General features: G+C 72.3%; 21 protein-coding genes. 8 read left to right on the forward strand and 13 right to left on the reverse strand.

The annotated features are described in order from the left end of the window. The first annotated feature begins 11 nt into the window (after positions 1–11). The 6 genes from J2Y69_RS08410 to J2Y69_RS08435 all read left to right on the forward strand — a co-directional run bounded on the left by J2Y69_RS08410 (position 12) and on the right by J2Y69_RS08435 (position 6646). The gene (locus J2Y69_RS08410) at positions 12–1292 is read left to right on the forward strand and encodes a Gfo/Idh/MocA family protein (protein ID WP_310019537.1); all 1281 of its coding nucleotides are present in this window, start codon (positions 12–14) and stop codon (positions 1290–1292) included. After that, positions 1289–2158 (forward strand): SMP-30/gluconolactonase/LRE family protein, encoded by an 870-nt coding sequence (locus J2Y69_RS08415; protein ID WP_310019539.1) that lies wholly within the window; start codon positions 1289–1291, stop codon positions 2156–2158. Before J2Y69_RS08410 ends, J2Y69_RS08415 begins: the two co-directional genes overlap by 4 nt. Before the next feature lie 246 nt (positions 2159–2404). Next, entirely contained in the window at positions 2405–3868 is a 1464-nt protein-coding gene (locus J2Y69_RS08420) for a hypothetical protein (RefSeq protein ID WP_310019541.1), read from the forward strand. A 38-nt stretch (positions 3869–3906) separates the two neighbouring features. After that, on the forward strand, positions 3907–4668 hold the full coding sequence (locus J2Y69_RS08425; protein ID WP_310019543.1) for an SDR family NAD(P)-dependent oxidoreductase: 762 nt from the start codon (positions 3907–3909) through the stop codon (positions 4666–4668). Further along, positions 4665–5747: an enolase C-terminal domain-like protein gene (locus J2Y69_RS08430; RefSeq protein ID WP_310019546.1), complete on the forward strand. Its 1083-nt coding sequence runs from the start codon at positions 4665–4667 to the stop codon at positions 5745–5747. The genes J2Y69_RS08425 and J2Y69_RS08430 overlap by 4 nt, the downstream gene beginning before the upstream one ends. Next, entirely contained in the window at positions 5744–6646 is a 903-nt protein-coding gene (locus J2Y69_RS08435) for an SDR family NAD(P)-dependent oxidoreductase (RefSeq protein ID WP_310019547.1), read from the forward strand. The genes J2Y69_RS08430 and J2Y69_RS08435 overlap by 4 nt, the downstream gene beginning before the upstream one ends. A 193-nt stretch (positions 6647–6839) precedes the next feature. Here the strand turns inward: J2Y69_RS08435 and J2Y69_RS08440 are convergent, their stop codons facing one another. Then, positions 6840–7157 (reverse strand): nuclear transport factor 2 family protein, encoded by a 318-nt coding sequence (locus tag J2Y69_RS08440; protein WP_310019550.1) that lies wholly within the window; start codon positions 7155–7157, stop codon positions 6840–6842. Positions 7158–7251: 94 nt separating this feature from the next. Continuing rightward, positions 7252–8001 (reverse strand): SDR family NAD(P)-dependent oxidoreductase, encoded by a 750-nt coding sequence (locus J2Y69_RS08445; RefSeq protein WP_310019553.1) that lies wholly within the window; start codon positions 7999–8001, stop codon positions 7252–7254. 77 nt (positions 8002–8078) lie between these two features. Here J2Y69_RS08445 and J2Y69_RS08450 point away from each other — a divergent pair, with 77 nt between their 5' ends. Both J2Y69_RS08450 and J2Y69_RS08455 read left to right on the forward strand, forming a co-directional pair. Continuing rightward, positions 8079–9056 (forward strand): C-terminal binding protein, encoded by a 978-nt coding sequence (locus tag J2Y69_RS08450; RefSeq protein ID WP_310019556.1) that lies wholly within the window; start codon positions 8079–8081, stop codon positions 9054–9056. A gap of 23 nt (positions 9057–9079) precedes the next feature. Next, positions 9080–9937 carry a fumarylacetoacetate hydrolase family protein gene (locus J2Y69_RS08455; RefSeq protein WP_310019559.1) on the forward strand — a complete coding sequence of 286 codons (858 nt, stop codon included), beginning with the start codon at positions 9080–9082 and terminating at the stop codon, positions 9935–9937. A gap of 197 nt (positions 9938–10134) precedes the next feature. Here the strand turns inward: J2Y69_RS08455 and J2Y69_RS08460 are convergent, their stop codons facing one another. The 11 genes from J2Y69_RS08460 to J2Y69_RS08510 all read right to left on the reverse strand — a co-directional run bounded on the left by J2Y69_RS08460 (position 10135) and on the right by J2Y69_RS08510 (position 21168). Beyond that, positions 10135–11013, reverse strand: a complete 879-nt coding sequence (locus J2Y69_RS08460) for an SMP-30/gluconolactonase/LRE family protein (RefSeq protein WP_310019562.1) — start codon at positions 11011–11013, stop codon at positions 10135–10137. Beyond that, positions 11010–11798 (reverse strand): hypothetical protein, encoded by a 789-nt coding sequence (locus tag J2Y69_RS08465; RefSeq protein ID WP_310019566.1) that lies wholly within the window; start codon positions 11796–11798, stop codon positions 11010–11012. Before J2Y69_RS08465 ends, J2Y69_RS08460 begins: the two co-directional genes overlap by 4 nt. Before the next feature lie 244 nt (positions 11799–12042). Further along, complete coding sequence (locus tag J2Y69_RS08470; protein WP_310019568.1) at positions 12043–12543, reverse strand: gluconokinase; 501 nt, start codon at positions 12541–12543, stop codon at positions 12043–12045. 8 nt (positions 12544–12551) lie between these two features. Continuing rightward, entirely contained in the window at positions 12552–13790 is a 1239-nt protein-coding gene (gene manD / locus J2Y69_RS08475) for a D-mannonate dehydratase ManD (protein WP_310019570.1), read from the reverse strand. Beyond that, a complete protein-coding gene (locus J2Y69_RS08480) occupies positions 13787–15046 on the reverse strand; it encodes a mannitol dehydrogenase family protein (protein ID WP_310019572.1) in 1260 nt (419 codons plus the stop codon). The genes manD and J2Y69_RS08480 overlap by 4 nt, the downstream gene beginning before the upstream one ends. Continuing rightward, positions 15043–15900 carry a sugar phosphate isomerase/epimerase family protein gene (locus tag J2Y69_RS08485; RefSeq protein ID WP_310019573.1) on the reverse strand — a complete coding sequence of 286 codons (858 nt, stop codon included), beginning with the start codon at positions 15898–15900 and terminating at the stop codon, positions 15043–15045. Before J2Y69_RS08485 ends, J2Y69_RS08480 begins: the two co-directional genes overlap by 4 nt. Next, positions 15897–17042 (reverse strand): Gfo/Idh/MocA family protein, encoded by a 1146-nt coding sequence (locus J2Y69_RS08490; RefSeq protein WP_310019575.1) that lies wholly within the window; start codon positions 17040–17042, stop codon positions 15897–15899. Before J2Y69_RS08490 ends, J2Y69_RS08485 begins: the two co-directional genes overlap by 4 nt. Next, complete coding sequence (locus J2Y69_RS08495) at positions 17039–17896, reverse strand: sugar phosphate isomerase/epimerase family protein (RefSeq protein WP_310019577.1); 858 nt, start codon at positions 17894–17896, stop codon at positions 17039–17041. Before J2Y69_RS08495 ends, J2Y69_RS08490 begins: the two co-directional genes overlap by 4 nt. After that, positions 17893–18804, reverse strand: a complete 912-nt coding sequence (locus tag J2Y69_RS08500; protein WP_310019578.1) for a carbohydrate ABC transporter permease — start codon at positions 18802–18804, stop codon at positions 17893–17895. The genes J2Y69_RS08495 and J2Y69_RS08500 overlap by 4 nt, the downstream gene beginning before the upstream one ends. Continuing rightward, a complete protein-coding gene (locus J2Y69_RS08505) occupies positions 18801–19793 on the reverse strand; it encodes a carbohydrate ABC transporter permease (protein ID WP_310019580.1) in 993 nt (330 codons plus the stop codon). The genes J2Y69_RS08500 and J2Y69_RS08505 overlap by 4 nt, the downstream gene beginning before the upstream one ends. 10 nt (positions 19794–19803) lie before the next feature. Continuing rightward, positions 19804–21168, reverse strand: coding sequence for an ABC transporter substrate-binding protein (locus tag J2Y69_RS08510; protein ID WP_310019582.1), 1365 nt, complete (start codon positions 21166–21168; stop codon positions 19804–19806). Between the last annotated feature and the right edge of the window lies 1 nt (position 21169).

Raw genomic sequence — 21169 nt, forward strand, 5'->3', positions numbered from 1 at the left:
AAGGCATATCCATGACAGAGCAGCGCACGATCCGCGTCGGCGTAGTCGGCATCGGACGAGGACTGGCGTTCATCGAGCAGAGCACGCAGGACGTCGGCCTCGAGCTCGTCGCCCTCTGCGACACCTGGGAGGAGCGTCTGGACGAGATCAACGCCGAGCACGGCGTCGCGACCTACACCGACTACGACGCCTTCCTCGCGCATGACATGGACGCCGTGGTGCTGGCGAACTACTTCCACCAGCACGCGCCGTTCGCCATCAAGGCGCTGCAGGCGGGCAAGCATGTGATGAGCGAGACCGCCGCCTGCATGACGATGGCGGAGGGTGTGGCGCTGGTGCGCGAGGTCGAACGGTCAGGGCTCGTCTACATGCTCGCCGAGCAGTACCCGTTCATGGCGTTCAACCAGGAGATGAAGCGTCTTTACGACGAGGGGGCCGTGGGGGAGTTCCGCTATGGCGAGGGCGAGTACATCCACGCGATGTCCGCGCAGTTCCTCAACAGCATCTCGCCCGGTGCCGACCACTGGCGCAACTGGCTGCCGGTCACCTATTACTGCTCGCACGCGCTGGCCCCGGTCATGCACATCACCGGGACCATGCCGCGGAGCGTCACCGGCTTCGTCGTCCCCTACGACGCGGACGACGCCGAGAAGGCGCGGACCGTCCGCCGGATGGACACCGCGGGCATGATCGTGCTGACGATGGACAACGGCGCGCTGGTGAAGCTGCTGCAGTACGATCTGCGCGGCGGCGGGCACTGGGTGCGGATCCACGGCAACCGCGGCCTCATGGAGAACACGAGGATCGGCGGCCATCACGGCCAGGATCGGGTCAGGGTGTGGCGCGAGCGCTGGGAGCGGGAGGAGGGCGTCCCCGAGGAGACGGTCTACCGCCCGGACTTCCCCGCGCACAACGACAAGGCCGCCGGCGGTACCCACTTCGGCGGCGACTTCTTCATGAACCTGCTCTTCGCCGAGGCGATCCGAACCGGGCGGCAGCCCTACTTCGACGTGCACCGCGGCGTCGCGATGGCCGCCGTCGGCATCCTCGCCTATCGCTCCGCGCTGGAGGGCGGGGTACCGATCGAGGTCCCCGATCTGCACGATGAGGAGCAGCGTCGCCGCTATGAGGACGACCACTGGTCGCCGGATCCGGCCGTCGCGGGGCCGGGCCAGCCGGCGCCGAGCGTGCTCGGGCACATCGAGCCTCCCGCCGCCGGGGTCGCGTACGCGCAGGAGGTCTGGGCGGACCAGGACGAGCTCATGTACGGCGGCAAGGTGTTCGGCGGATGATCGGCGCCCCCGTGCGTCTGAGGGCCGAGGCGGTGACCGACGCCGTCGCCCACCACGCGGAGGGGCCGGTGTGGTCGGTGGGCTGGGGCGGCCTGCGCTACGTCGACCTGGAGGCGGGATCGCTGCTGACCCTCCGCGGCGACCGGGTCGATCGGCTCGAGCTGGGAGAGCGCGTCGCGGCTTTCGTGCGGCCTCGCCGGAACGGCGGATACGTCGTCGCCGTCGAGCGGGGCATCGCGCTCGCCGATGCCCCGGACGCCCTGCCCGGCGCCCGGATCGAGCTGTGGGCCGACCGCTCCGTGCGGATGAACGATGGGACCGTCGACCCGGACGGTCGCCTCCTCGCCGGGGGCATGGCGTACGACGCCCGACCTGCGGGATCCGCCGTGTATCGGATCGATGCGCGGCTGCGGCCGCAGCTCGTGATCCCCGGGGTCGCCGTGTCGAACGGCGTCGGCTTCTCGCCGGATGGATCGCGCTGCTACTACGTCGACTCGATGGAGCGGCGGGTGGACGTTCTGGACTACCACGGGGGCGAGCTCGGCGGTCGTCGGCCGTTCGTCGACATCCCGGAGGCGGACGGACTGCCGGACGGTCTCACCGTGTCGGCCGACGGGTCGGTGTGGGTCGCGCTGTGGGGCGGCGGCGCAGTCCTTGGCTATGGGTCGGACGGAGTTCTGCACACGATCGTCGAGGTGCCCGTCGCCCAGGTGAGCGCGTGCGCGTTCGGCGGCGACGATCTGAACACGCTGTTCATCACGACCTCCCGCCAGGGTTTGGGGGCCGCCGCCGAGGCGCAGGCCGGCAGCGTGTTCGCAGTCCGGACGGCTCGTCGCGGGCTGCCGGTGACCGCCTTCGCCGGCTGATCGGGGTGGCCGCGGTATGTCGTAGCTCGTTGGGGCTCGGCTCGACGCGGTGTCGGATGGGTGCACTTCTGTCGGCCCGGATTCCCGAATCGGGCCGACAGAAGTGCAAGGGGCCGATAAAACGTTCCCCCGGCAAACGGTCCCATCCAGACAGGTCATTCCCCCCCGCCCGCCCACCCCGGCTGGAGTTCCCCTCCTTCCGGAGACTAGGATTTGCTATAGCAAAATGAGACGAGGAGGTCGGCGATGGTTCAGGCAGCAGGCAGGCCCGGTACGAAGATCGGCGACCGGATCCGGGTGCCCCGGACGGCCACCCGGATCGGCGTCGCCCGTCGCGACATCACCCCGCCGGTCGGGATCCGCGCGAAGAACTGGGGTCCGGCGGACTGGGAGCGCTCCGAGGGCGCCCATCGCCCCTTCACGCTCACGGCCCTCGCGCTGATCGGCGGCGACGGGCGGCCCCGGATCCTGCTCGCGGTCGACGGCACCTGGTGGCGTCGGGTCGCGGACGAGCAGGGGGTGCGCGGCGCGATCCTCGACGGCCTCGGCCTCGGCCTCGCCCCCGACCAGCTCATGCTCTCGCTCTCGCACACCCATGCCGGTGCCGTGCTCTGCGCCGCCGACGAGGGGCTCCCGGGCGGCGAGCTCATCCCCGGCTATCTCGACGCGCTCGCGGCGGCGGGCATCGCTGCCGGACGCGAGGCGTTGGACGGTGCGCGACCGGGGCTCATCGAGTGGACGGCCGGCCGATGCGAGCTCGCGGCGGACCGGGAGCTCGACCTCGACGGGCGGCCGCTCGTCGGGTTCAACCCCGCGGGGGAGGCCGACGACACCGTGACCGTGGGCCGGTTCAGCATCGACGGTGCGGTGGTCGCGACCCTGGTCAACTACGCCTGCCATCCCACGACCCTCGCCTGGGAGTGCCGCGAGGTGTCGCCCGACTACGTCGGCGCCCTGCGTGAGACGGTCGAGGCCGCCACCGGCGCCCCGTGCCTGTTCGTGCAGGGGGCCTCGGGCGAGCTCGCCCCGCGTGAGCAGTACACCGGCGACGTGACGGTCGCGGATCGGCACGGCCGCTCGCTCGGGCACGCGGCGCTCGCCGCGCTCGCCGCGCTGCCGGCGCCGGGGGACGAGGTCGAGCTGGTCGGCGTCGTCGAGTCCGGCGCGCCGCTCGCGATCTGGGCCGGACGCCCCGCCGCGGCCGATGCCACGGCGGTGGGTCTGATGGAGAGCGTGGAGCTGCCGCTCCGCGACCTGCCGACGCTCGACGAGCTCGCCGAGGAGTGGCGGGGCATCGACCCGCGCTCCCGCGAGGAGCGGCTGGGTCGTGCGCGGAACCTCCGCGAGGGGTACATCGACGGTCCGACGGTGACCCATCCGGTGTGGGCTTGGCGCCTCGGCGACGCCGTCGTGCTCGGGCATCCCGGTGAGGCGTACTCGCGGCTGCAGCGGACCCTGCGCGCCCGGTTCCCCAGGACGCCGATCGTGGTGATGAACCTCACCAACGGGCCGGGGTTCGTGTACCTGCCGACGCGCGAGGCCTATGCCCGAGGGGCGTACCAGGCCTGGCAGACGCCGTTGGCCCCTGGCGCGCTGGAACTCCTGGAGGAGCACGCCTGCACCCTGGTGCAGCGGCTCCTGGGTGACCAGCCGTCCGCCGACCACCTGCCCGCTGAGCAATCACCCGCCGAGCAATCACCCGCCGACTAAGCTTGCTATAGCAAATTTCGAGACCGCTGAGGAGAGACATGACCGTTCAGGCACCCGTCGCCGTCGTCACCGGAGGAGCCGCCGGGATCGGCTGGGAGATCGGACAGCGCCTCGCCGCGGACGGCTACGTCGTCGTCGCGGCCGACCGCGTCCCCGGGCTCACCGCCGCGGAGAACCCGGCGGGCGTGCTCTGGCGGGAGCTCGATGTCACCGACCACGCGGCGGTGGATCGCGTCTTCGGCGGGATCGAGGCGGAGGTCGGCCCGATCGCCGTGCTCGTCAACAACGCGGGCATCCAGCGCCATCGTGCGATCGAGGACCTCGCGTGGAGCGAGTGGCAGGGCGTGGTGGACGTGAACCTGCACGGCGTCTTCGCCTGCCTTCAGGCCGCCGGTCGACGGATGCTGGAGCGGGGCGGCGGGCGGATCGTGAACATCTCGTCCATCTCCTCCCGGGGCTCCGCCGGGCGCGCGCCGTACGCGACGACCAAGGCCGCGGTCATCGGCCTGACCGCCACGGCGGGGGCCGAGTGGGCCGCGCGCGGCGTGCGGGTGAACGCCGTCGCCCCCGGCTACGTCGACACCGGCGTCTTCCGCCAGGGCGTCGAGGCCGGCACGCTCAGCCTCGACACGATCCTGTCCCGGATCCCGGCCGGGCGCCTCGCCGAGGCCGCGGAGATCGCCGCGGCGGTGAGCTTCCTCGTCTCCGACCAGGCCCGGTACATGAACGGCCAGACGCTGTATGTGGACGGCGGGTTCATGGTCGACTACGGCGTGCCGCTCGCGAAGAGGCCCGAATGACCTCGATCACGGGCATCGGGACGGCGACCGCCGTCCTCCCCCTCCCGGCACCGTTGCGGTTGGGGGCCATGACGGTGACCCGCCGGGAGTACAGCGCCGTGCGGGCGACCGCGGACGACGGCACGCACGGGGTCGCCTACTGCCTCTCCCGCGAGGCGCCGATGGCCGAGATCGTCGATCGGCTGGTCGCGGCGCACGCGGCGGGGGCCGATGCCGATGCCCCGGCCGAGACGTGGGACCGGATGCTCCGCGGTAGTGCGATCGTGGGGCGGGTCGGCCTCGTCCGTCGGGCGATCGGGCTGGTCGACATCGCGCTGTGGGACATCGCGGCACGTCGTGCAGGCGTGCCGCTCTGGCGGATGCTCGGCACCGGCGACGAGCCTCGCCCCTCGATGCTCGTGGCCGCCTACCCCGCGCCGGGGCGCGCCCCGCGCGAGGTGGCCGACGAGGTCCTCGGCCAGGCGGCGGGGTGGACGACGGTGAAGATCTCCCGTCTGCTCGATCCCGCCTACATGCGCGAGCTCATCGCGATCCTGAACCGTGAGCTGCCTGCCGGGACCGGGCTCGTCGTGGACGTCGGATTCGGCTGGCGCGACGCCGATCAGGCGATCGCCGAGATCGCGCAGTGGGGCGATCCGGAGCTGGCCTGGCTGGAGGATCCGCTGCTTCCCGAGGACGCCGAGGGCGCCCTGCGCATCCGCCGGGCATCCGGTCTCCCCGTGTCCGTCGGCGACGAGGTCACCGATCCCGCGGTGCTGCGCGCGCTCGTGGAGCGGGGAGGCGTCGACGTGCTTCGTCTCGACGTCGTCGCGATCGGCGGGATCACCCCTGCCCGCGAGATGATCGGCTGGGCGGCCGAGCGCGGGGTCCCCGTCTCCGGGCACGTCTATCCGGAGGTCACCGCGCACCTCGGGATCGGGGTGGAGACCTTCGCGCGTGCCGGGAACCCCTACGACCCGGCCCCGTCGTTCGTCCGCGGCGGCCCCCGCTTCGAGGGGCTGGTGCGTCCGTCTCCGGAGCCCGGCCTCGGCTTCGATCTCGATCCGGAGGTCTTCGACTTCGACGGGAGTGCCCGATGACGCCCATGCCCGACCAGAGCCCGAGCCAGAGCCCGAGCCCGAGCCCGAGCCCGAGCCCGAGCCAGAGCCCGGTGCCGGGTCCGCGTCCCGGTTCTCCGGGCCCTGCGGGCTCGCGCAGCGCGGTCGTGACCGGATCCGGCAAGGGGATCGGCCGAGCGGTGGCCGAGCGGCTCACCGCCGACGGCTGGCTCGTGGTCGGCCTCGAACGCTCGCCGGGGTCGGGGTCCGTGGAGGACGGCGCCGTCGCCCAGGTCGTGCTCGGCGACGCCTCCGCCCGCGAGGCGCACCAGCGCGCGGCGGAGGCGGCGATGGCCCTGGCGCCGCTTGCGGGATGGGTGAACAACGCCGGGATCACCAAGCGGACGCCGCTGCACGAGCTGGACGAGGACGTGGTCCGCGAGATCCTGGGCATCAACGGCTTCGGTTACGTGTGGGGATGTTCGGCCGCGGTCACGGCGTTCCTCGACCAGGGCGTCGCCGGGGCGATCGTGAATGTCGGCTCGATCCACGGCAGGGCGAGCCATCCCGACCACGCGGCCTACGAGTTCACGAAGGGCGGCATCGACGCGCTGACCCGCAGCGTCGCCGTCACCTACGGCGGTCTCGGCATCCGCGCCAACGTCGTCGCCCCCGGCGGCGTGCGCACCCCGCATCTGGAGGCGCAGATCGCGGCCTCCCCGGACCCGGTGGCCGCCGAGCGAGCGCTCGCCGAGGGCCCGCCGATGGGGAGGATCGCCCGGGCCGAGGAGGTCGCCGCCCTCACGGCCTTCCTGCTCTCGGACGCAGCGCCCTACGTGACGGGGCAGTCGATCGCCGTCGACGGCGGCTGGACCTCCTCGTTCGGCGACGTCTCCCCGGATCCCGCCCTCCTCGCCCGCTTCAACGCCCCGCCCCGCTGACCCGCCCCGGCCTGCGCCTTTCCCGCGAGACTGCAACTGCGTCTCGAGACTGCGTGAAAATCGCGCTGTCTCGTGGCGCAGATGCAGTCTCGCGGGTCGGGCCGGGCCGGCGAGGCGAGAGGGAGGAGCGGGCCGGCGCGGGCGAGGCGAGGGGGAGGGGAGGGGAGGGCGAGAGGCGAGGGAGATAGGAGGGTCAGGCCTTGAGCATCGAGGCGCGGGAGATCAGGCCGTCGACGACATCGAAGGTCGCGATCGTCTCCGTCGCGACGCCGGCGTTGATCACCCGCTCCTGGGCGACGACCCAGCGGGTGCCGAAGAGCACGCTCGTGTCGATCACGCAGGACAGCTCGGGGTTCTGGAGTCGCGGCTCGTAGAAGGCGCGGATCGCGTCGGCGCCCTCGATCGGCTCCGGGCCGACACCGGTGATGACGGCGTCGGGGGCGTAGGTCGAGACGAAGGCCGCGAGATCGTGGGCGTTGAACGCGTCCAGCTGCGCCTGGACCGTGTCCATCGCCGAACGCACCGCACCCGCCGCACGCTCCGCACCCGCCGCACCCACCAAACGCACCGCACCCACCGAACCCGCCAAACCGGCGCCCGCATCCTCAGTCAATGCGCACCCCGCCGTTCACGTCGTACGTCGCGCCGGTGACGAACCGGGCGCGCTCCGAGGCCAGGGAGGCGATGATCCAGGCGACGTCCTGCGGCTCGCCGAACGCGCCGAGGGGGATCGACCGCTCGAGCCTCTCCCGTCCCTCGCCCTGCAGCTGGTCGGTGATCGCGCTCGCGACGGGACCGGGGGTGACGGCGTTGACGCGGATCCCCTCGCCGGCGAGCAGCCGCGCGAAGCTGCGGGTGATCGCGAGCAGCGCACCCTTGCTCGCGGCGTAGTGCATGCCCGTCTGGAGCGCGCCGACCTGCCCCGCGATCGAGGAGACGTTCACCACCGATCGGTCGCCGCCGGCGGCGCGCAGCAGGGGGAGCGCCGCGCGGGTGAGGAGGAAGGTCCCCCGAGCGTTGGTCTCCATCACGAGGTCCCACTCGTTGATCTCGATCTCGTCGAACGGCACGTACGGGCAGACACCGCCGTTGTTGACCAGGACGTCGAGCGCTCCCCAGGCCTCGGCGACCTCGGCGGTCAGGGCGGCGATCGAGGAGGGATCGCGCAGATCGAGCCGGGAGACGCGGGTATCGGGGGAGCCGGCGGCGCGGCATTCCTCCGCGATCCGGGCCGCCTCCGCGGCGCGGCCGGCGTAGGTGATCCAGACGGCGGCGCCCTCGCGGGCGAGCTCCAGAGCGGCGGCGGCTCCGATGCCGGAGCTGGCGCCGGTGATGAGGGCACGGCGAACAGTCATGGGAAAACGCTATAGCAAAATCACGGGCAAGGGAACTACTCGCCCAAAGCTTGCTAGATGCTATAGCATTCCATCTCATGGCTGAGCCTCTGATCCTCATCACCGATTGCGACCTGCCCGGCGACGCCGCCGAGCGCACCCTCCGTGCGGCCGGCCTCCGGGCCGAGCGCGCGCCGGAGACGTCGTCCGCGACCCTCGCCGACCTCGGCGCCGAGGCCGAAGGGCTGATAGTCCAGTGGCACCGCATCGACGGCGACCTGATGGATCGGATGCCGCGCCTCCGGATGATCAGCCGACTCGGCATCGGCTACGACATGGTCGACGTCGCCGCGGCCACCGCGCGCGGCATCGCGGTGGCGAACACCCCGAGCTACTGCATCGAGGAGGTCGCCGCGCACACCGTCGCGATGATCGTGGCCCAGGGGCGCGCCCTCCCCGCCTACGACCGCGCGGTCCGCGAGGGCGTGTGGAAGGCGGTGGACGCGCGGCCGATGGCGGTGCGCCCGTCGCGCACGACCGTCTCCGTGCTCGGGTTCGGGCGGATCGGCTCCCTGGTCGCCCGCGGCGTCCGCGGTCTCGGGTTCCGCGTTCTCGTCGCCGACCCGTACGCCTCCCCGGACGTCGTGCGCGCGGCCGGGTGCGAGCCCGTCTCGATCGAGGAGGCGATCGCGGCCGCCGACATCCTCACGCTGCACGTGCCGCTCACCGCCGACACGCACCACCTGCTCGACGCCGCGGCGCTGGCGACCATGCGGCGGGGCGCGGTCGTGGTGAACACCTGCCGCGGACCGCTCATCGACGAGGCGGCGCTCGCCGAGGCGCTGGGCTCCGGCCGGCTCGGCGCCGCGGCGCTGGACGTCTTCGAGGCGGAGCCGCTGCCCGCCGGCTCCCCGCTCCGCGAGGCGCCGAACGTGCTCCTCACCCCGCACGCCGCCTGGTACTCGCCCGAGGCGCTGGAGGACCTTCCGGTGCACGCGGCGGAGAACCTGATCCGCTACCTGGGCGGCGAGCCGGGAGCCGCCATCGTCAACCCCGCCTACGCGGACGCCCGCTGAGCCGCGGGTCGAGAGGAGCAGTCATGGAGTTCATGAGGATCGGCCCCGCGGGGCACGAGCGCCCCTACGTCCGCGACGACGACGGGGTCGTCCGCGACCTCTCGCCGCTGACCGCGGACATCGACGGCGCCTTCCTCGCCGCCGACGGGATCGCCCGGGTCCGTGCGGCCCTCCGCGACGGCGCGCTCGCCGCGGCGGACGTCGACGGGATCCGGATCGGCGCGCCGGTCGCGCGTCCGGGCGCCGTCGTCTGCATCGGCCAGAACTACGCCGCCCACGCCGCGGAGTCGGGGTCGGAGCCGCCCGCGCAGCCGATCGTGTTCTTCAAGCACCCGAACACCGTGGTGGGTCCGGACGACACGGTCCTCCTGCCGCCCGGCGCGCGGAAGGTGGACTGGGAGGTCGAGCTCGCCGTGATCATCGGCAGGCCGGCGCGTTACCTCCCCTCGCCCGAGGCGGCGCGCGATGTGATCGCCGGGTACGCGATCTCGAACGACGTGTCCGAGCGGGACTACCAGCTCGAGGTCTCGGGCGGGCAGTGGTCCAAGGGCAAGTGCGCGGAGACCTTCAACCCCCTCGGGCCCGTCCTGGTGCCGGCCGACGAGGTCGATCCGCAGGCGCTGCGGCTGCGCTCGTTCGTCAACGGCGAGCCGAGGCAGGACTCGAGCACCGCCGACATGATCTTCCCGGTGCTCCGGCTCGTCCACGACCTCAGTCAATACATGGTGCTGGAGCCGGGCGATGTGGTGAACACCGGGACCCCGCAGGGCGTCGCGCTCTCCGGCCGGTTCCCGTACCTTCGCGACGGGGACGAGATGACCGTCGAGATCGAGGGGCTGGGGCGCCAGCGCCAGCGCACCGAGCGCGTGCGCCTGTCCTGATCCGGGGTCGCCCCGCCCGAACGGGGCGGCCCCCTCGCTGTCGGCGGCCTGCGCCTGCGGCACGGTCCTTCCCGCTGAGTGCGACCGTGCCGTGGGCACAGGCCGTCGGCCGGTGAGGCCTCAGCCGGGGGAACGGCGAGGCTTCAGCCGGCGAATCGGTGCGGTCGCGGCTGTTCCCTGCCCGGGATCGGCGGGCCTCAGCCTGCGAAGGGGAGCGCCGGAACGCCCTGCACGCCCGGCCGGACGGCGTAGACCGATCCGGCCTCGGTCCCGTGATCCCGCGGCAGCCCCTGCGCGGATGTCGTGATGAACAGGGTCCCCAGATCGTCCGTCCCCGCACCCGTCCCCGGATCGCTGCCCCCGAAGGTGCAGGCGCTCACCTGGGGCACGGGCAACGCGATCCGCTCGCGGAGCACGCCGTCCTCGTCGAAGCCGAGCACGGCGCCCCCGCCCCAGACCGCGACCCAGACGCCGCCGTCCGCCGCGACCGCCAGCCCGTCGGGGAGTCCCTCGCCCTCCGGGATGCGTGCGAAGACCCGCCGCTGGACGAGGCCGCCGCTCTCGTCCACGTCGAAGGCGTCGATCCGTCGCGTCGTGCTGTCCACGTAGTAGGCGCGGGTCCCCTCGGCGGTGAACCCGATCCCGTTCGACACGGACACCCCGGACAGCACGGTCGTCGTGTCCAGCGCGGGGCCGATGCGCAGGAGGGAGCCCGCGCCGGAGGAGCCGTCGTACGCCATGGAGCCGGCGAGGAGGCGGCCGCGGGGATCGCAGCCGCCGTCGTTCATCCGCACGGCCGGGTCGCCGCCCAGGCCGAGCGCGGCTCGCGCCGGGCCGTCCGGCCGGTCGGCGAGGTACAGATCCCGCGCTCCGACCGCGACGAGGCCTCCGCCGGCGCGCGGGCGCACGAAGGCGAGGTACTCGTCGTCCAGGTGCTGCCGGCCGATGCCGTCCCGGCCGAGGGACAGCAGATCCCCGGCCTCGGCGTCCACCCAGCGCAGGCCGCCCCAGGCGGGCCACCAGACCGGACCCTCCGCATGTCGCGAGATCGGCCCGGTGACGTTCTCCGGGATCATCGGAGGTCGGGCTTCGGCGCGCGCAGCGGCTCCGCGATCCGCGCGTCCGTCGTCTCCGCCGTCGGCTCGATCTGCAGGGCGACCCGCTTCTCCAGGTTCTCCACGGCCTCGTCCGAGAGCGAGATGAGGCCGTCCAGCTCCTCGCGGACGCGACGGTACGCGGTCTGCCGCTCGGCGGCGGTGGCCGATTCGTCGATCGCGACCTTGAGCATGTGCTGCGCGCGGTCCAGGCGCTTGCGCTCGGCCTCGGTGAAGGTGGAGTCGCGGAGCCGGCGGGCGTCCTTCTCGGCGATCTCGAACGCCACGGCGTAGGCGCCGACGGCGTCCAGGTACTCCGATACCTGCTGCTCGGTCACCTTCGCGCCGGCGGACGGAGGGCGCAGGGCGTCCGCCGTCTTCCTGGCGCGCAGGAACGCGGCGGTGAGGGGCTGGCGCCCATCGCTCATCGCGGGGAAGGCGATGAGCTTGGCGACGTCCAGCTCGTATTCCAGCCAGCGGGCGGTGATCTCGTCGTGCTCGGCGAAGAGGCGGGCGAGCAGGTCGGCGGAGGGGAGGGAGGAGCCCGTCGTCGAGACCGTGCGCGCGTTCGCGGGGACGCCCCGCGCCGCGATCTGCGCCGCCTTGATCTGACCCTTGACGCGCAGGGTCTCCAGGCGGCGCTCGTGACGTCGCCTGGCGCTCCGCTCCCAGGTCTTCGCGAGGCCGCCGGCCACGCCGAGGATCGGGAAGATCAGCCACCAGTAGTCGCGCGCGAACTCCCCGAAACCAGCGATGAACTCCTGCATGATCCCCTCAGCCTAGTGATGCCGGCGCCGGGCCGCAGGGGCGATCGGCGGCCGAGGATGCGGACCTCGCCGCGGGTCCGGATTCGGGTCCGGCCCGGGTGCACGATCCGGGCACACCTGCACGACGGATCGTCCGGTTTGGTCGTGCAGATGTGCCCCGGTCGTGCATGTGTGCCCGCGTGGGCGGCCCGAGACCGACCCAACCCGACCCCGACCCCGACCCGACCCACCCCGGGCCAGGACCTCAGCCCGGGGCGGGGATGAGGCCGAGCCCGGCGGCGGCGCGGGCGGCGAGGGCGTCCGGTGGCTCGTCGGCGTCGACCGTCACGCCGGGCTCATCGGGGGCGAGCGGTTCCAGGGCGTCGAGCTGGGACTGCAGGAGAGCCGGCGGCATGAAGTGGTCGCGGCGCCGCGATGCCCGGTCCGCGATCAGGGCGGCATCGGCCTTCAGATGCACGAACCGGGTATCGGGGGCGTGCCCGCGCAGCACATCGCGGTAGGCGCGCTTCAGTGCGGAGCAGGCCATGACGGTCCCCGGCCGGAGCGCCTCCCCGACGCGGTCCAGCCAGGGGGCGCGATCGTCGTCGGTGAGCGGCTCCCCGGCGGACATCTTCTCGACGTTGGTCCGCGGGTGCAGGTCGTCGGCGTCCGCGAACGTGCCGCCGATGAGCTCGGCCAGCGCCCGTCCCACCGTCGTCTTGCCCACGGCCGAGACGCCCATGACCACGATCGGTGGTGAGTCCATCAGTCTGCTCACCAGTCGTGGACGGTGCCGTCGGCGAGGCGGTTGTAGGGGAGGTAGGCCTGTTCGTAGGGATACCTGCCGGCCTCGTCCACGTCGAGCTCGACGCCGAGCCCCGGGGCATCGCCGGGATGCAGCATCCCGTTGGTCCAGGTGAAGGACTGCTGGAAGACCTGGTCGGTGCGGGCGCCGTGCTGCATGTATTCCTGGATGCCGAAGTTGTGGATCGCCAGGCCCAGGTGCATCGCGGCGGCCATGCCGACGGGGGAGATGTCGGTGGGGCCGTGCATGCCGGACTTGATCTGGTACATCGCGGCGTAGTCGAGGGTCTTCTTCAGTGCGCTGATGCCGCCCATGTGGGTGACGGCGCCGCGGACGTAGTCGATGAGCTGGTCGCGGATGATGTCCTTGAAGTCCCAGACGGTGTTGAAGATCTCCCCGATCGCGAGCGGGGTGGTGGTGTGCTGCCGGACCAGGCGCAGCGCCTCCTGGTTCTCGGCGGGGGTGCAGTCCTCGAGCCAGAACAGGTCGTACGGCTCGAGGTCCTTCCCGAGCCGGGCGGCCTGGATCGGCGTCATCCGGTGGTGGCCGTCGTGCAGCAGGGGGATGTCGGGACCGAACTCGTTCCGCACGGCCTCGAACACCCCCGGAAGGTGGTTCAGGTACGCGCGGGTGTCCCAGTCCTCCTCCACCGGCTTCGCGCCGCGGCGGGCCGGCTCATGGTCGTAGCGGGCGTCACCGCCGCCGGTGTCCGCCGACTGCGAGGCGATGCCGTAGATCGCCTGAAGGCCGGGCACACCAGTCTGGATCCGGATCGCCCGGTACCCCTTCTCCAGATGCGCGCGCACCGAGTCGAACAGCTCCGGCAGCTCCTTCCCCGACGCATGGCCATATGCGAGCAGCCCGGTCCGCGACGCCCCGCCGAGCAGCTGATACACCGGCATCCCGGCCTGCTTGCCCTTGATGTCCCACAGCGCCATGTCCACCGCCGCGATCGCCGCCATCGTCACCGGGCCCCGCCGCCAGTACGCGCTGCGATACAGGAACTGCCACGTGTCCTCGATCCGCCGCTCATCCGCCCCGATCAGCAGCGGCGCGACATGATCACGGAGATAGGACACCACCGCGAGCTCACGACCGTTCAACGTCGCATCGCCCAATCCGGTCACCCCGTCGGCGGTCGTGATCTTCAACGTCACGAAGTTGCGGTCAGGACTGGTGACGATCACCTCGGCCTTGTCGATGGTCATGCGGGGGTTCCTTCCGGGGTGAGGCGGGCGATGACGGCGTTCCGACGCTCGGAGGGAGCGAGCGCGTCGAGCTCGCGGGCGAGCGCCGCGTCGGCGGCGTCGGTCGGCTCGAGGGTGAGGAGGGAGGCGATCCAGGCGTCGAGGGCGGCGTGCTGCGCGTCGCCCGCCCCGAGTCCCGCGGTCTCGCGGCGGGTCAGAGGGGCGAGCAGTCGCACGGGGATCTTCGCCGTGCTGTCGCGGCGGATCTGGTCGAGCCGATGCGCGATCCGCGGATTGTCGAAGCGCACGCGCAGCGCGTCGAGCCAGGCGTCGACCTCGCCGGGCGGCAGATCGATCACCGCTCGGTGATCCGCCCAGAGCGCCTCGGTCGCGGCCCGGAGCGACGGGACGGCGAAGGCCTCGGCGATCGTGTCGCACCCCGCCAGGCGTCCGGCGGCGGCGAGGTAGCTGTGCGCGGCGTTGAGCAGCCACAGCTTGCGCTCCTCATAGGGGCGGACATCCGGGACGAAGCGTGCGCCGCCCGCCTCCCAGGCGGGGCGCCCCGCGGGGAACGCCCCGGCGAGCACCCACTCCGAGAACGGCTCGGTCACCACGGCGGCGGGGTCGTCGAGGCCGGTCAGCGCTCGGACCGCGTCGATGTCCGCGGGGGTCGTCGCCGGGGTGATCCGGTCGACCACCGTGTCCACGAACGACACCGCGTCGGCGATCCAGCCGGCGTCCGTCCCCGCGCGCGCGAGAACGGCGTCGCGCAGCACGCGGCCGTTGCCGAGCAGGTTGTCGCAGCTGACGACCGCGAGGGGGCCCGCCCCCGCGGCCCGCCGGGCGGCCAGCGCCCTGGCGATCCGCTCCGGAGGCCCCGACCCCGGCCGGTAGCCGGTCTCGGTGACGGTGACGGTGAGTACCGAGACCTCCGGATCGGCGACGGCGGCGAGCCACGCCCGATCGTCCGATCCCGGCACGGCGCGGACGATCGACTGCACGGTCTCCGTGCGGTCGCCGTCCGCCGAGCGCTCGGCGAGCGTGTAGACGCCGTCCTGCGCGGAGAGCCGAAGGGCCGCATCGGGCGTCCGGCCGGTGAACGCGACGATCCCCCAGGGACCGTCATCGTTCACAGCGCCATTCACAGCTCCATCCGCAGGGACGCGGGCGTCGTTCGCGCGCTGGGTGTACCAGGCCTGATGTGCGCGGTGGAACGCACCGAGCCCCAGGTGGACGGCGCGCGGCGGAGGGTGCTCGGTGCGCTGCGGGCCGCTCACGGCGTCCTCGACGCCGCGAGCGCCGACCGCAGGTACGCGAGGTCGTCGGCCAGACGCTCCTCCAGCGGGAGCGCGGTGGAGAAGTCCTCCAGCGTCACCCAGCCGTCGTAGCCGAACGCGGCCAGCGCCCGGAAGTAGTCGGGGACGCTCGCGATGCCCTCGCGCAGCGTGGCCCACTGCGCCTCCCACAGGACGTCTCCGTCCGCGCCGACATCGCCGGTGCGCGCCCAGAGCGCGTTCTTCACGTGCACGTGCGCGAGGTACTCGCCGAGGATCTGCAGGCCGGAGAGGGTGTCCTCCTGTCCTTCGATGAGCAGGTTGCCGAGGTCGTGGATGACGCCGATGTGCGCGGGGTCCAGCCCGTCGACCAGCCGGAACGCGGCGGACGCCGAGGACGAGATGGTGCGGTGGTGCAGCTCCACCAGGACCTTCACGCCACGCCCTGTCGCGTGCTCGACCGCTGCTTCCAGGTCGCGACGGGTCCGCGCGAAGACGGTCCGATAGTCCTCCGACTCGGGGAAGGGCACCCGCACGCGGACCTGGCGCGCGCCGAGCGTCGCCGTGGCGTCCAGCATCCGGCGGACGTCCTCGTGCTGGTCGGACATCGCGTAGCCGCCGATGCCGCTGAACTCCAGACCGGCCTCGCGCGTGATCCGGGCGATCTCCGGGAGGGAGTCCTCGAGTCCCGTGAGCGGCCAGGTGGCGCGGTTGCCGGCCCAGAAGCCGGGGGCCTCGGCCGGGTCCTGATCGGTGACGCGCCACTCGATGCCGTCCCAGCCCTGTGCGGCGATGCGCTCGGCCGCCTCGGCGGGCGTCCAGTCCGGGGTCGCCGCGGTGAAGACCGAGAACCTCATGCCAGGCCTCCCGTCCGGACGTCCGCGTCGTCGGTCCGTCCGTCCAGGACGTCGGCGATTCGCACCGGCGCACCGGTGGTCGCCGACACGTACACGGCCCGGACGACGGCGAGGGCGAGCAGCGCCTCCGGCACGCCGACCCTCGGCTCCCGGCCATCGCGGATCGCGGAGAGGATGTCGGACCACTGCCTGGCGTGGCCCTCGACGAAGTCGTCCTCCGGTCTCTCGTCGCCGAGGCGGTGCCCGACCGGGGCCGCGTCGAGGGTCAGATCGGTGCCGTCCCCGTCGACGCTCAGCCAGGCGAGCCTGTCGTCCTCCACGACGCCGGACCCTGCCGAGCCGTGCACCTGCACGCGGACGGGAAGGCTCGGGAAGGCCGCGGTCGTCGCATGCAGCACCGCGAGGGCGCCGGACTCGAAGCGGACGGTCGCGACGGCGACGTCCTCGACCTCGACGCGCTCGTGCGCGAGGAGGCCGGTCTGCGCGTACAGCTCCACCGGCGTCCCGAGGAACCAGAGGAGCAGGTCGACCGTGTGGACGCCCTGGTTCATCACGGCGCCGCCGCCGTCGAGCGCCCAGGTGCCCCGCCACGCCCCGGAGTCGTAGTACTCCTGAGTGCGCCACCACGGCACGCTGGCCACGGCGCTGGTGATCCGTCCCAGACGCCCCGAATGCGCGGCGTTGGCCACGGCGACCGCGGCGGGGTCGTAGCGGTGCTGGCTGATGACCGAGATGCTGACCCCGCGCTCCGCCGCCTCGGCGGCGAGGGCGGCGAGACGACGGCCGCGCTCCATCGACACGTCCAGCGGCTTCTCCAGCACCACATGCCGTCCGCCGGCGATCACCCGCTCGGCGAGCTCGACGTGCGTGCCGCTCGGCGTGCAGACGGCGACGATCGAGACGGACTCCGGGAGTCCCTCGACCGATGCGGCCTCCACGGGGCGCTCACCGCCGAGCTCGTCCGCGACGAGGTCCGCGAGCGCCTGGGCCGCCTCCGGCACGTCGTCCACGACCGCCGCGATCCGCAGACCGGGGATCCGCGCGATCGCTCTGGCGTGGTTGACGCCGATGATCCCGCAGCCGACGATCGCGACGCCGTGCCCGCGATCCGCCTCCGGGACGTTCAGGTTCTGCTGCGTCATGACAGGGTCACTCCGATCTCGTCGGTGAGGGTGCGCAGGGCGCGGGCCGCACGGCCGAAGGCGGCCGGGCCCGAGTACCCGCCGAGCGCGGTGAAGTCGGTCAGGTGCGGTTCGAGCGATGCGAAGCCGGCGTAGCCGTCGTCGTGCAGCGCGCGCAGGGTCTCGCGGAGCTCGCCGTCCCCCTCGCCGACCGGCACCACCGCGCCGGTCGCCGCGATCGCGTCCTTGAGCTGGAGGTACTCCAGGTGCGGACGGAGCATCGCGTAGCCGTCGGAGTAGGGGCGGACGCCCACCTGCACGAAGTTCGCGTTGTCCCAGGCGACGCGCAGACGCTCCGAGCCCACCGACTCGATCACGTCGAGCACGCGCTCGGGGGTGTCGCCGTAGATGTCCTTCTCGTTCTCGTGCACGAGGGTGATCTCCTCCTCCTCGGCGACGCGGGCGAGCGCCGCCATCCGGACGAGGACGTCGTCGCGGACCGCCTCCGCGGGCACGCCTTCGGCGCGATAGAAGGAGAACAGCCGGATGTAGCCGGAGCCGAGCGCCCGCGCGGCGCGGATCGCGAGACGCAGCCGGGCGACCTCGTGCTCGACCGGCAGCGAGACGTCCACCTTGCCCACGGGGGAGGCGATCGCGGAGACCGCCATCTCCCGCTCGCGGAGGACGCCGGCGAGGCGGTCGAGCTGACCGTCGTCGAGGTCCACGACGTTCACCCCCCAGGCGCTGCGCACCTCGATGTGCCGGGCGCCGAGCGCCTGCAACACGGCGGTCTGCACGACGGGGTCGGCGTCGATCTCGTCGCCGAAGCCGGACAGGGCCCAGGTCGCTCCGCTCACGTCAGTCCTCTCACTCACTTCACTCCTCCTGCGGTCAGGCCTCCGACGAGGTAGCGCTGGAACACGAGGTACAGCACCACCACGGGCGCGGCGCAGATGAGGGAGGCCGCCATCATCTGTCCGTAGAGCGGGACGGCGCCGGTCTCCTGCGTGGCGCCGAAGATCTGCAGCGCGACGGCCGCGGTGCGGCTCTCGCGGTTGGTCATGACCGAGGCGAACAGCACGTCGTTCCAGCCCTGCAGGAAGGCGAAGATCGCCGAGACCACGATGCCGGGCCAGCTCAGCGGGAGCACGATCCTGGTGAGCACGCGGAAGTTGGAGGCGCCGTCCATGCGGGCCGCTTCCTCCAGCTCGCGCGGGAGGCCGCGGATGTAGGTCACCATCACCCAGGTCGAGAACGGCAGCGCGAAGGTGAGATAGGTCACGAACACCGACCAGTGCGTGCCGATCGTGGGGACGCGGAGGATCGCCGACAGGGTCGAGAACATCACGAACACGGGCAGCAGCATGAGGGTGCCGGGGACCGACTGCAGGCCGAGGAGGCCGCGCAGGATCGTGACCCGGCCGACGAAGGTGAAGCGCACCAGCACCCAGGCGATCGACACCGCGACCGCGGCGCAGACGATCGCCACGGCGCCGCAGATCAGCAGGCTGTTGACGAGGCCGGCGCCGAGGTCGATCGTGCGCCAGACGGTGAGGTAGTTCTCCAGCCGGAGATCCTGCGGCCAGTATTCGCCCGCGGCGACGGCGATGTCGGAGTTGACCGACGCGAAGACCATGTACGAGACGGGACCCAGCACGAGCAGGCACAGCAGGACGTTCGCGACGACGAGCAGCGGACGCGGCAGCAGGCGCGTGATCTGCACGCTCCGGCCCGCTGTCCGCCGGCGCGGGTTGACCTGGGCGATCGTGGTCGTGGCGCTCATCGCTTCGCGTCCTCTCCGGTGTCCAGGCGCACGGCACGCAGGTAGATGAAGAGCGGGATCGCGACGATCGCGAGGGAGGCGACCGCCATCGCCGCCGAGAGCCCGAACCGGAAGCTCTGGAAGCTGGTGATGTAGGTGAGCACCGGCAGCACCTCGACGTCGGCGGGGGCGGGGATCCCGAACAGCACGAACGGCATCGTGAAGGCGTTGATGTTGTGCAGGAAGGACAGGATGAAGGCGAGGAGGATCGATCCGCGCAGATACGGCAGGATGACCTTCCGCAGTTTGATTCCCCAGCCGGCGCCGTCCAGCGCTGCCGCCTCGTGCACCTCCGCGTCCACGGCCTGGAGGCCGGCGAGCGTGAGCAGGTACACGAACGGCCAGCTCACCCACAGCTGCGCGATGATGAGCGTCCAGTAGCTCTGCGGGCCGTTCAGCCAGAGTCCCGGATTGATCCCGAACAGGCCGAATGCGCCGTCGACCACGCCCTCCGGCTGGAACATCGCGCGGAAGACCGTCGCCACCACGAAGGCGGGGAGGATGTAGGGGATGAGGTAGATCGAGCGGATCAGACCGCGACCCCGGAACGCGTTCTGGGTGGCGAGGGCGGCCACCACGCCGATCGGCACCGAGGCGACGGAGACGATCAGCGCGTAGCTGACGCTCAGCCAGACCCCGCGCAGCAGCGGCGAGGACGACACCGCCTCGACGAAGTTGCCGATGCCGATGAAGGGCGCCTGCGTCCACTGCCGGATCGTGTACTGGTCGAGATCGAGCAGCGAGATCCAGAACGCCAGGACGAGCGGCACCAGGATGACGAGCGTCATCAGGACGCCGCCGGGGATCAGCATCCACAGCGGCCGGGGGCGCTCGCTCGGCGGCGTGCCGGGGGAGCGGCGCCGAGCCCTCCCCGACGCGTCGACAGGGGGGTCGACGCGTCGGGGGACCTGTGTCGGCGTGCCGGGGTCGGCGTCGGTGAGGGAGGTCATCGGCGGCTCGTCACTTGGACTTGTCCAGGGCGGACTGGGAGGCGCCGGCGGCGTCCTTCACGGCTGCCGCGATCGCGTCATCGGAGAGGGAGCCGGCCTGGAGCGCCGGCAGCGACTGCACCACGACGTTCGTGAGCGCCAGCTGCGTGTCGCCCCAGGCGCCGGTGAACGGCGTCGCGACCGACTTCGCCGCGGCCTGCACGTTGGCGCTGAGGTCCGGGTTGTCCTTCTCGACCTGGGCCGCGGCCTCGGCGCCCGTGGGCAGCTCGCCGAACGTGTCGAAGTACTCCTTCTGCCACTCGGTGCTCGTGATCATCTCGATGAGCGCGAAGGCCAGATCCTGGTTGGGGGAGTACTGCGCGACGACGAGGTTGTCGCCGGAGAGGATGCTCGCGGCCTCCTTCCCGTCGGCGCCGCGCGACGTCTCCCCGGGCGGGACGGTGGGCAGCAGCGCGTAGGCGTAGGAGGAGGCGACGGGGGAGGAGGCGAACGTCGCCTTCGAGACGGCGGAGGTCATCGGCAGGAACGCGGCCTTGCCCTCGGCGAAGGCGGCCACGGCCTGGGCGTTCTTCCATCCGACCGCCGCCGGGTCCACGAGTCCGTCGCGGTACCAGCCGAAGTAGGTGTCGTAGGCCGCGGTGACCGCCGGGTCGTCGATGGTCGACTTCTTGTCCTTGACGTCGACGAGCGGGTTCCCGGCCTGCACCGACATGCCCCAGATGAACTTCCACGGGTCGTAGTTGTCGGCGTAGGCGACGGCGAGCCCGTGCACGTCCCCCGTCGTGGTCTTCTTCGCGGCGGCGGTGAGCTCGTCCCAGGTGGTCGGCGGCTCCGTGATCCCGGTGGCGGCGAGGAGGTCCTTGTTGTAGGCCATCACGAACGGGCGGCTCGCGAACGGGATCCCGACCTCGTCCTTCTCGCTCGGCCCGGAGATGCCGAGGAGCGACGGGGTGAACCGGTCGCGCCCGCCGACCTTCTCCCACTCGGCGTCGCCGAGCTTCACGAAGGCGCCGGTGGCGTATGCGGTGGGCGTGAAGGTCGTGCCGAGGCCGTAGACGTCGGGCCCCTGGTTGGAGAGCACCGAGGTCTGGATCTTGGTCAGCTCGTCGTTCGCCGAGGCGAACGTCTCGAAGCTGACCTTCGCGCCGGTCTTCTCCTCGAACGCGTCGGAGACCTTCTGGAACCACTGCTTCTGCTGTTCGGGGTAGAGGCCGTTGGCGGACATCATGACCGTCAGCGTCTTGCCGGTGCCGTCGATCGCGCCGCCGGCGGGCGCTCCGGTGCTGCCGCCGCCGGTGGATCCGGAGCAGCCGGCGAGCGCCACGGTCGCCGCGGCCGCCACGGCGACCGTGGCGAGAAAACGTCGGGACATCATT

The organism is Microbacterium resistens (assembly GCF_031456305.1).
Lineage (GTDB): Bacteria > Actinomycetota > Actinomycetes > Actinomycetales > Microbacteriaceae > Microbacterium > Microbacterium resistens_A.

What these genes read in the sequence shown, in the direction of transcription:
- J2Y69_RS08410 (WP_310019537.1), top strand. Translation starts at nt 12, where the DNA reads ATGACAGAGCAGCGCACGATCCGCGTCGGCGTAGTCGGCATCGGACGA.
- J2Y69_RS08415 (WP_310019539.1), top strand. Translation starts at nt 1,289, where the DNA reads ATGATCGGCGCCCCCGTGCGTCTGAGGGCCGAGGCGGTGACCGACGCC.
- J2Y69_RS08420 (WP_310019541.1), top strand. Translation starts at nt 2,405, where the DNA reads ATGGTTCAGGCAGCAGGCAGGCCCGGTACGAAGATCGGCGACCGGATC.
- J2Y69_RS08425 (WP_310019543.1), top strand. Translation starts at nt 3,907, where the DNA reads ATGACCGTTCAGGCACCCGTCGCCGTCGTCACCGGAGGAGCCGCCGGG.
- J2Y69_RS08430 (WP_310019546.1), top strand. Translation starts at nt 4,665, where the DNA reads ATGACCTCGATCACGGGCATCGGGACGGCGACCGCCGTCCTCCCCCTC.
- J2Y69_RS08435 (WP_310019547.1), top strand. Translation starts at nt 5,744, where the DNA reads ATGACGCCCATGCCCGACCAGAGCCCGAGCCAGAGCCCGAGCCCGAGC.
- J2Y69_RS08440 (WP_310019550.1), bottom strand. Translation starts at nt 7,157, where the DNA reads ATGGACACGGTCCAGGCGCAGCTGGACGCGTTCAACGCCCACGATCTC.
- J2Y69_RS08445 (WP_310019553.1), bottom strand. Translation starts at nt 8,001, where the DNA reads ATGACTGTTCGCCGTGCCCTCATCACCGGCGCCAGCTCCGGCATCGGA.
- J2Y69_RS08450 (WP_310019556.1), top strand. Translation starts at nt 8,079, where the DNA reads ATGGCTGAGCCTCTGATCCTCATCACCGATTGCGACCTGCCCGGCGAC.
- J2Y69_RS08455 (WP_310019559.1), top strand. Translation starts at nt 9,080, where the DNA reads ATGGAGTTCATGAGGATCGGCCCCGCGGGGCACGAGCGCCCCTACGTC.
- J2Y69_RS08460 (WP_310019562.1), bottom strand. Translation starts at nt 11,013, where the DNA reads ATGATCCCGGAGAACGTCACCGGGCCGATCTCGCGACATGCGGAGGGT.
- J2Y69_RS08465 (WP_310019566.1), bottom strand. Translation starts at nt 11,798, where the DNA reads ATGCAGGAGTTCATCGCTGGTTTCGGGGAGTTCGCGCGCGACTACTGG.
- J2Y69_RS08470 (WP_310019568.1), bottom strand. Translation starts at nt 12,543, where the DNA reads ATGGACTCACCACCGATCGTGGTCATGGGCGTCTCGGCCGTGGGCAAG.
- manD (WP_310019570.1), bottom strand. Translation starts at nt 13,790, where the DNA reads ATGACCATCGACAAGGCCGAGGTGATCGTCACCAGTCCTGACCGCAAC.
- J2Y69_RS08485 (WP_310019573.1), bottom strand. Translation starts at nt 15,900, where the DNA reads ATGAGGTTCTCGGTCTTCACCGCGGCGACCCCGGACTGGACGCCCGCC.
- J2Y69_RS08490 (WP_310019575.1), bottom strand. Translation starts at nt 17,042, where the DNA reads ATGACGCAGCAGAACCTGAACGTCCCGGAGGCGGATCGCGGGCACGGC.
- J2Y69_RS08500 (WP_310019578.1), bottom strand. Translation starts at nt 18,804, where the DNA reads ATGAGCGCCACGACCACGATCGCCCAGGTCAACCCGCGCCGGCGGACA.
- J2Y69_RS08505 (WP_310019580.1), bottom strand. Translation starts at nt 19,793, where the DNA reads ATGACCTCCCTCACCGACGCCGACCCCGGCACGCCGACACAGGTCCCC.
- J2Y69_RS08510 (WP_310019582.1), bottom strand. Translation starts at nt 21,168, where the DNA reads ATGATGTCCCGACGTTTTCTCGCCACGGTCGCCGTGGCGGCCGCGGCG.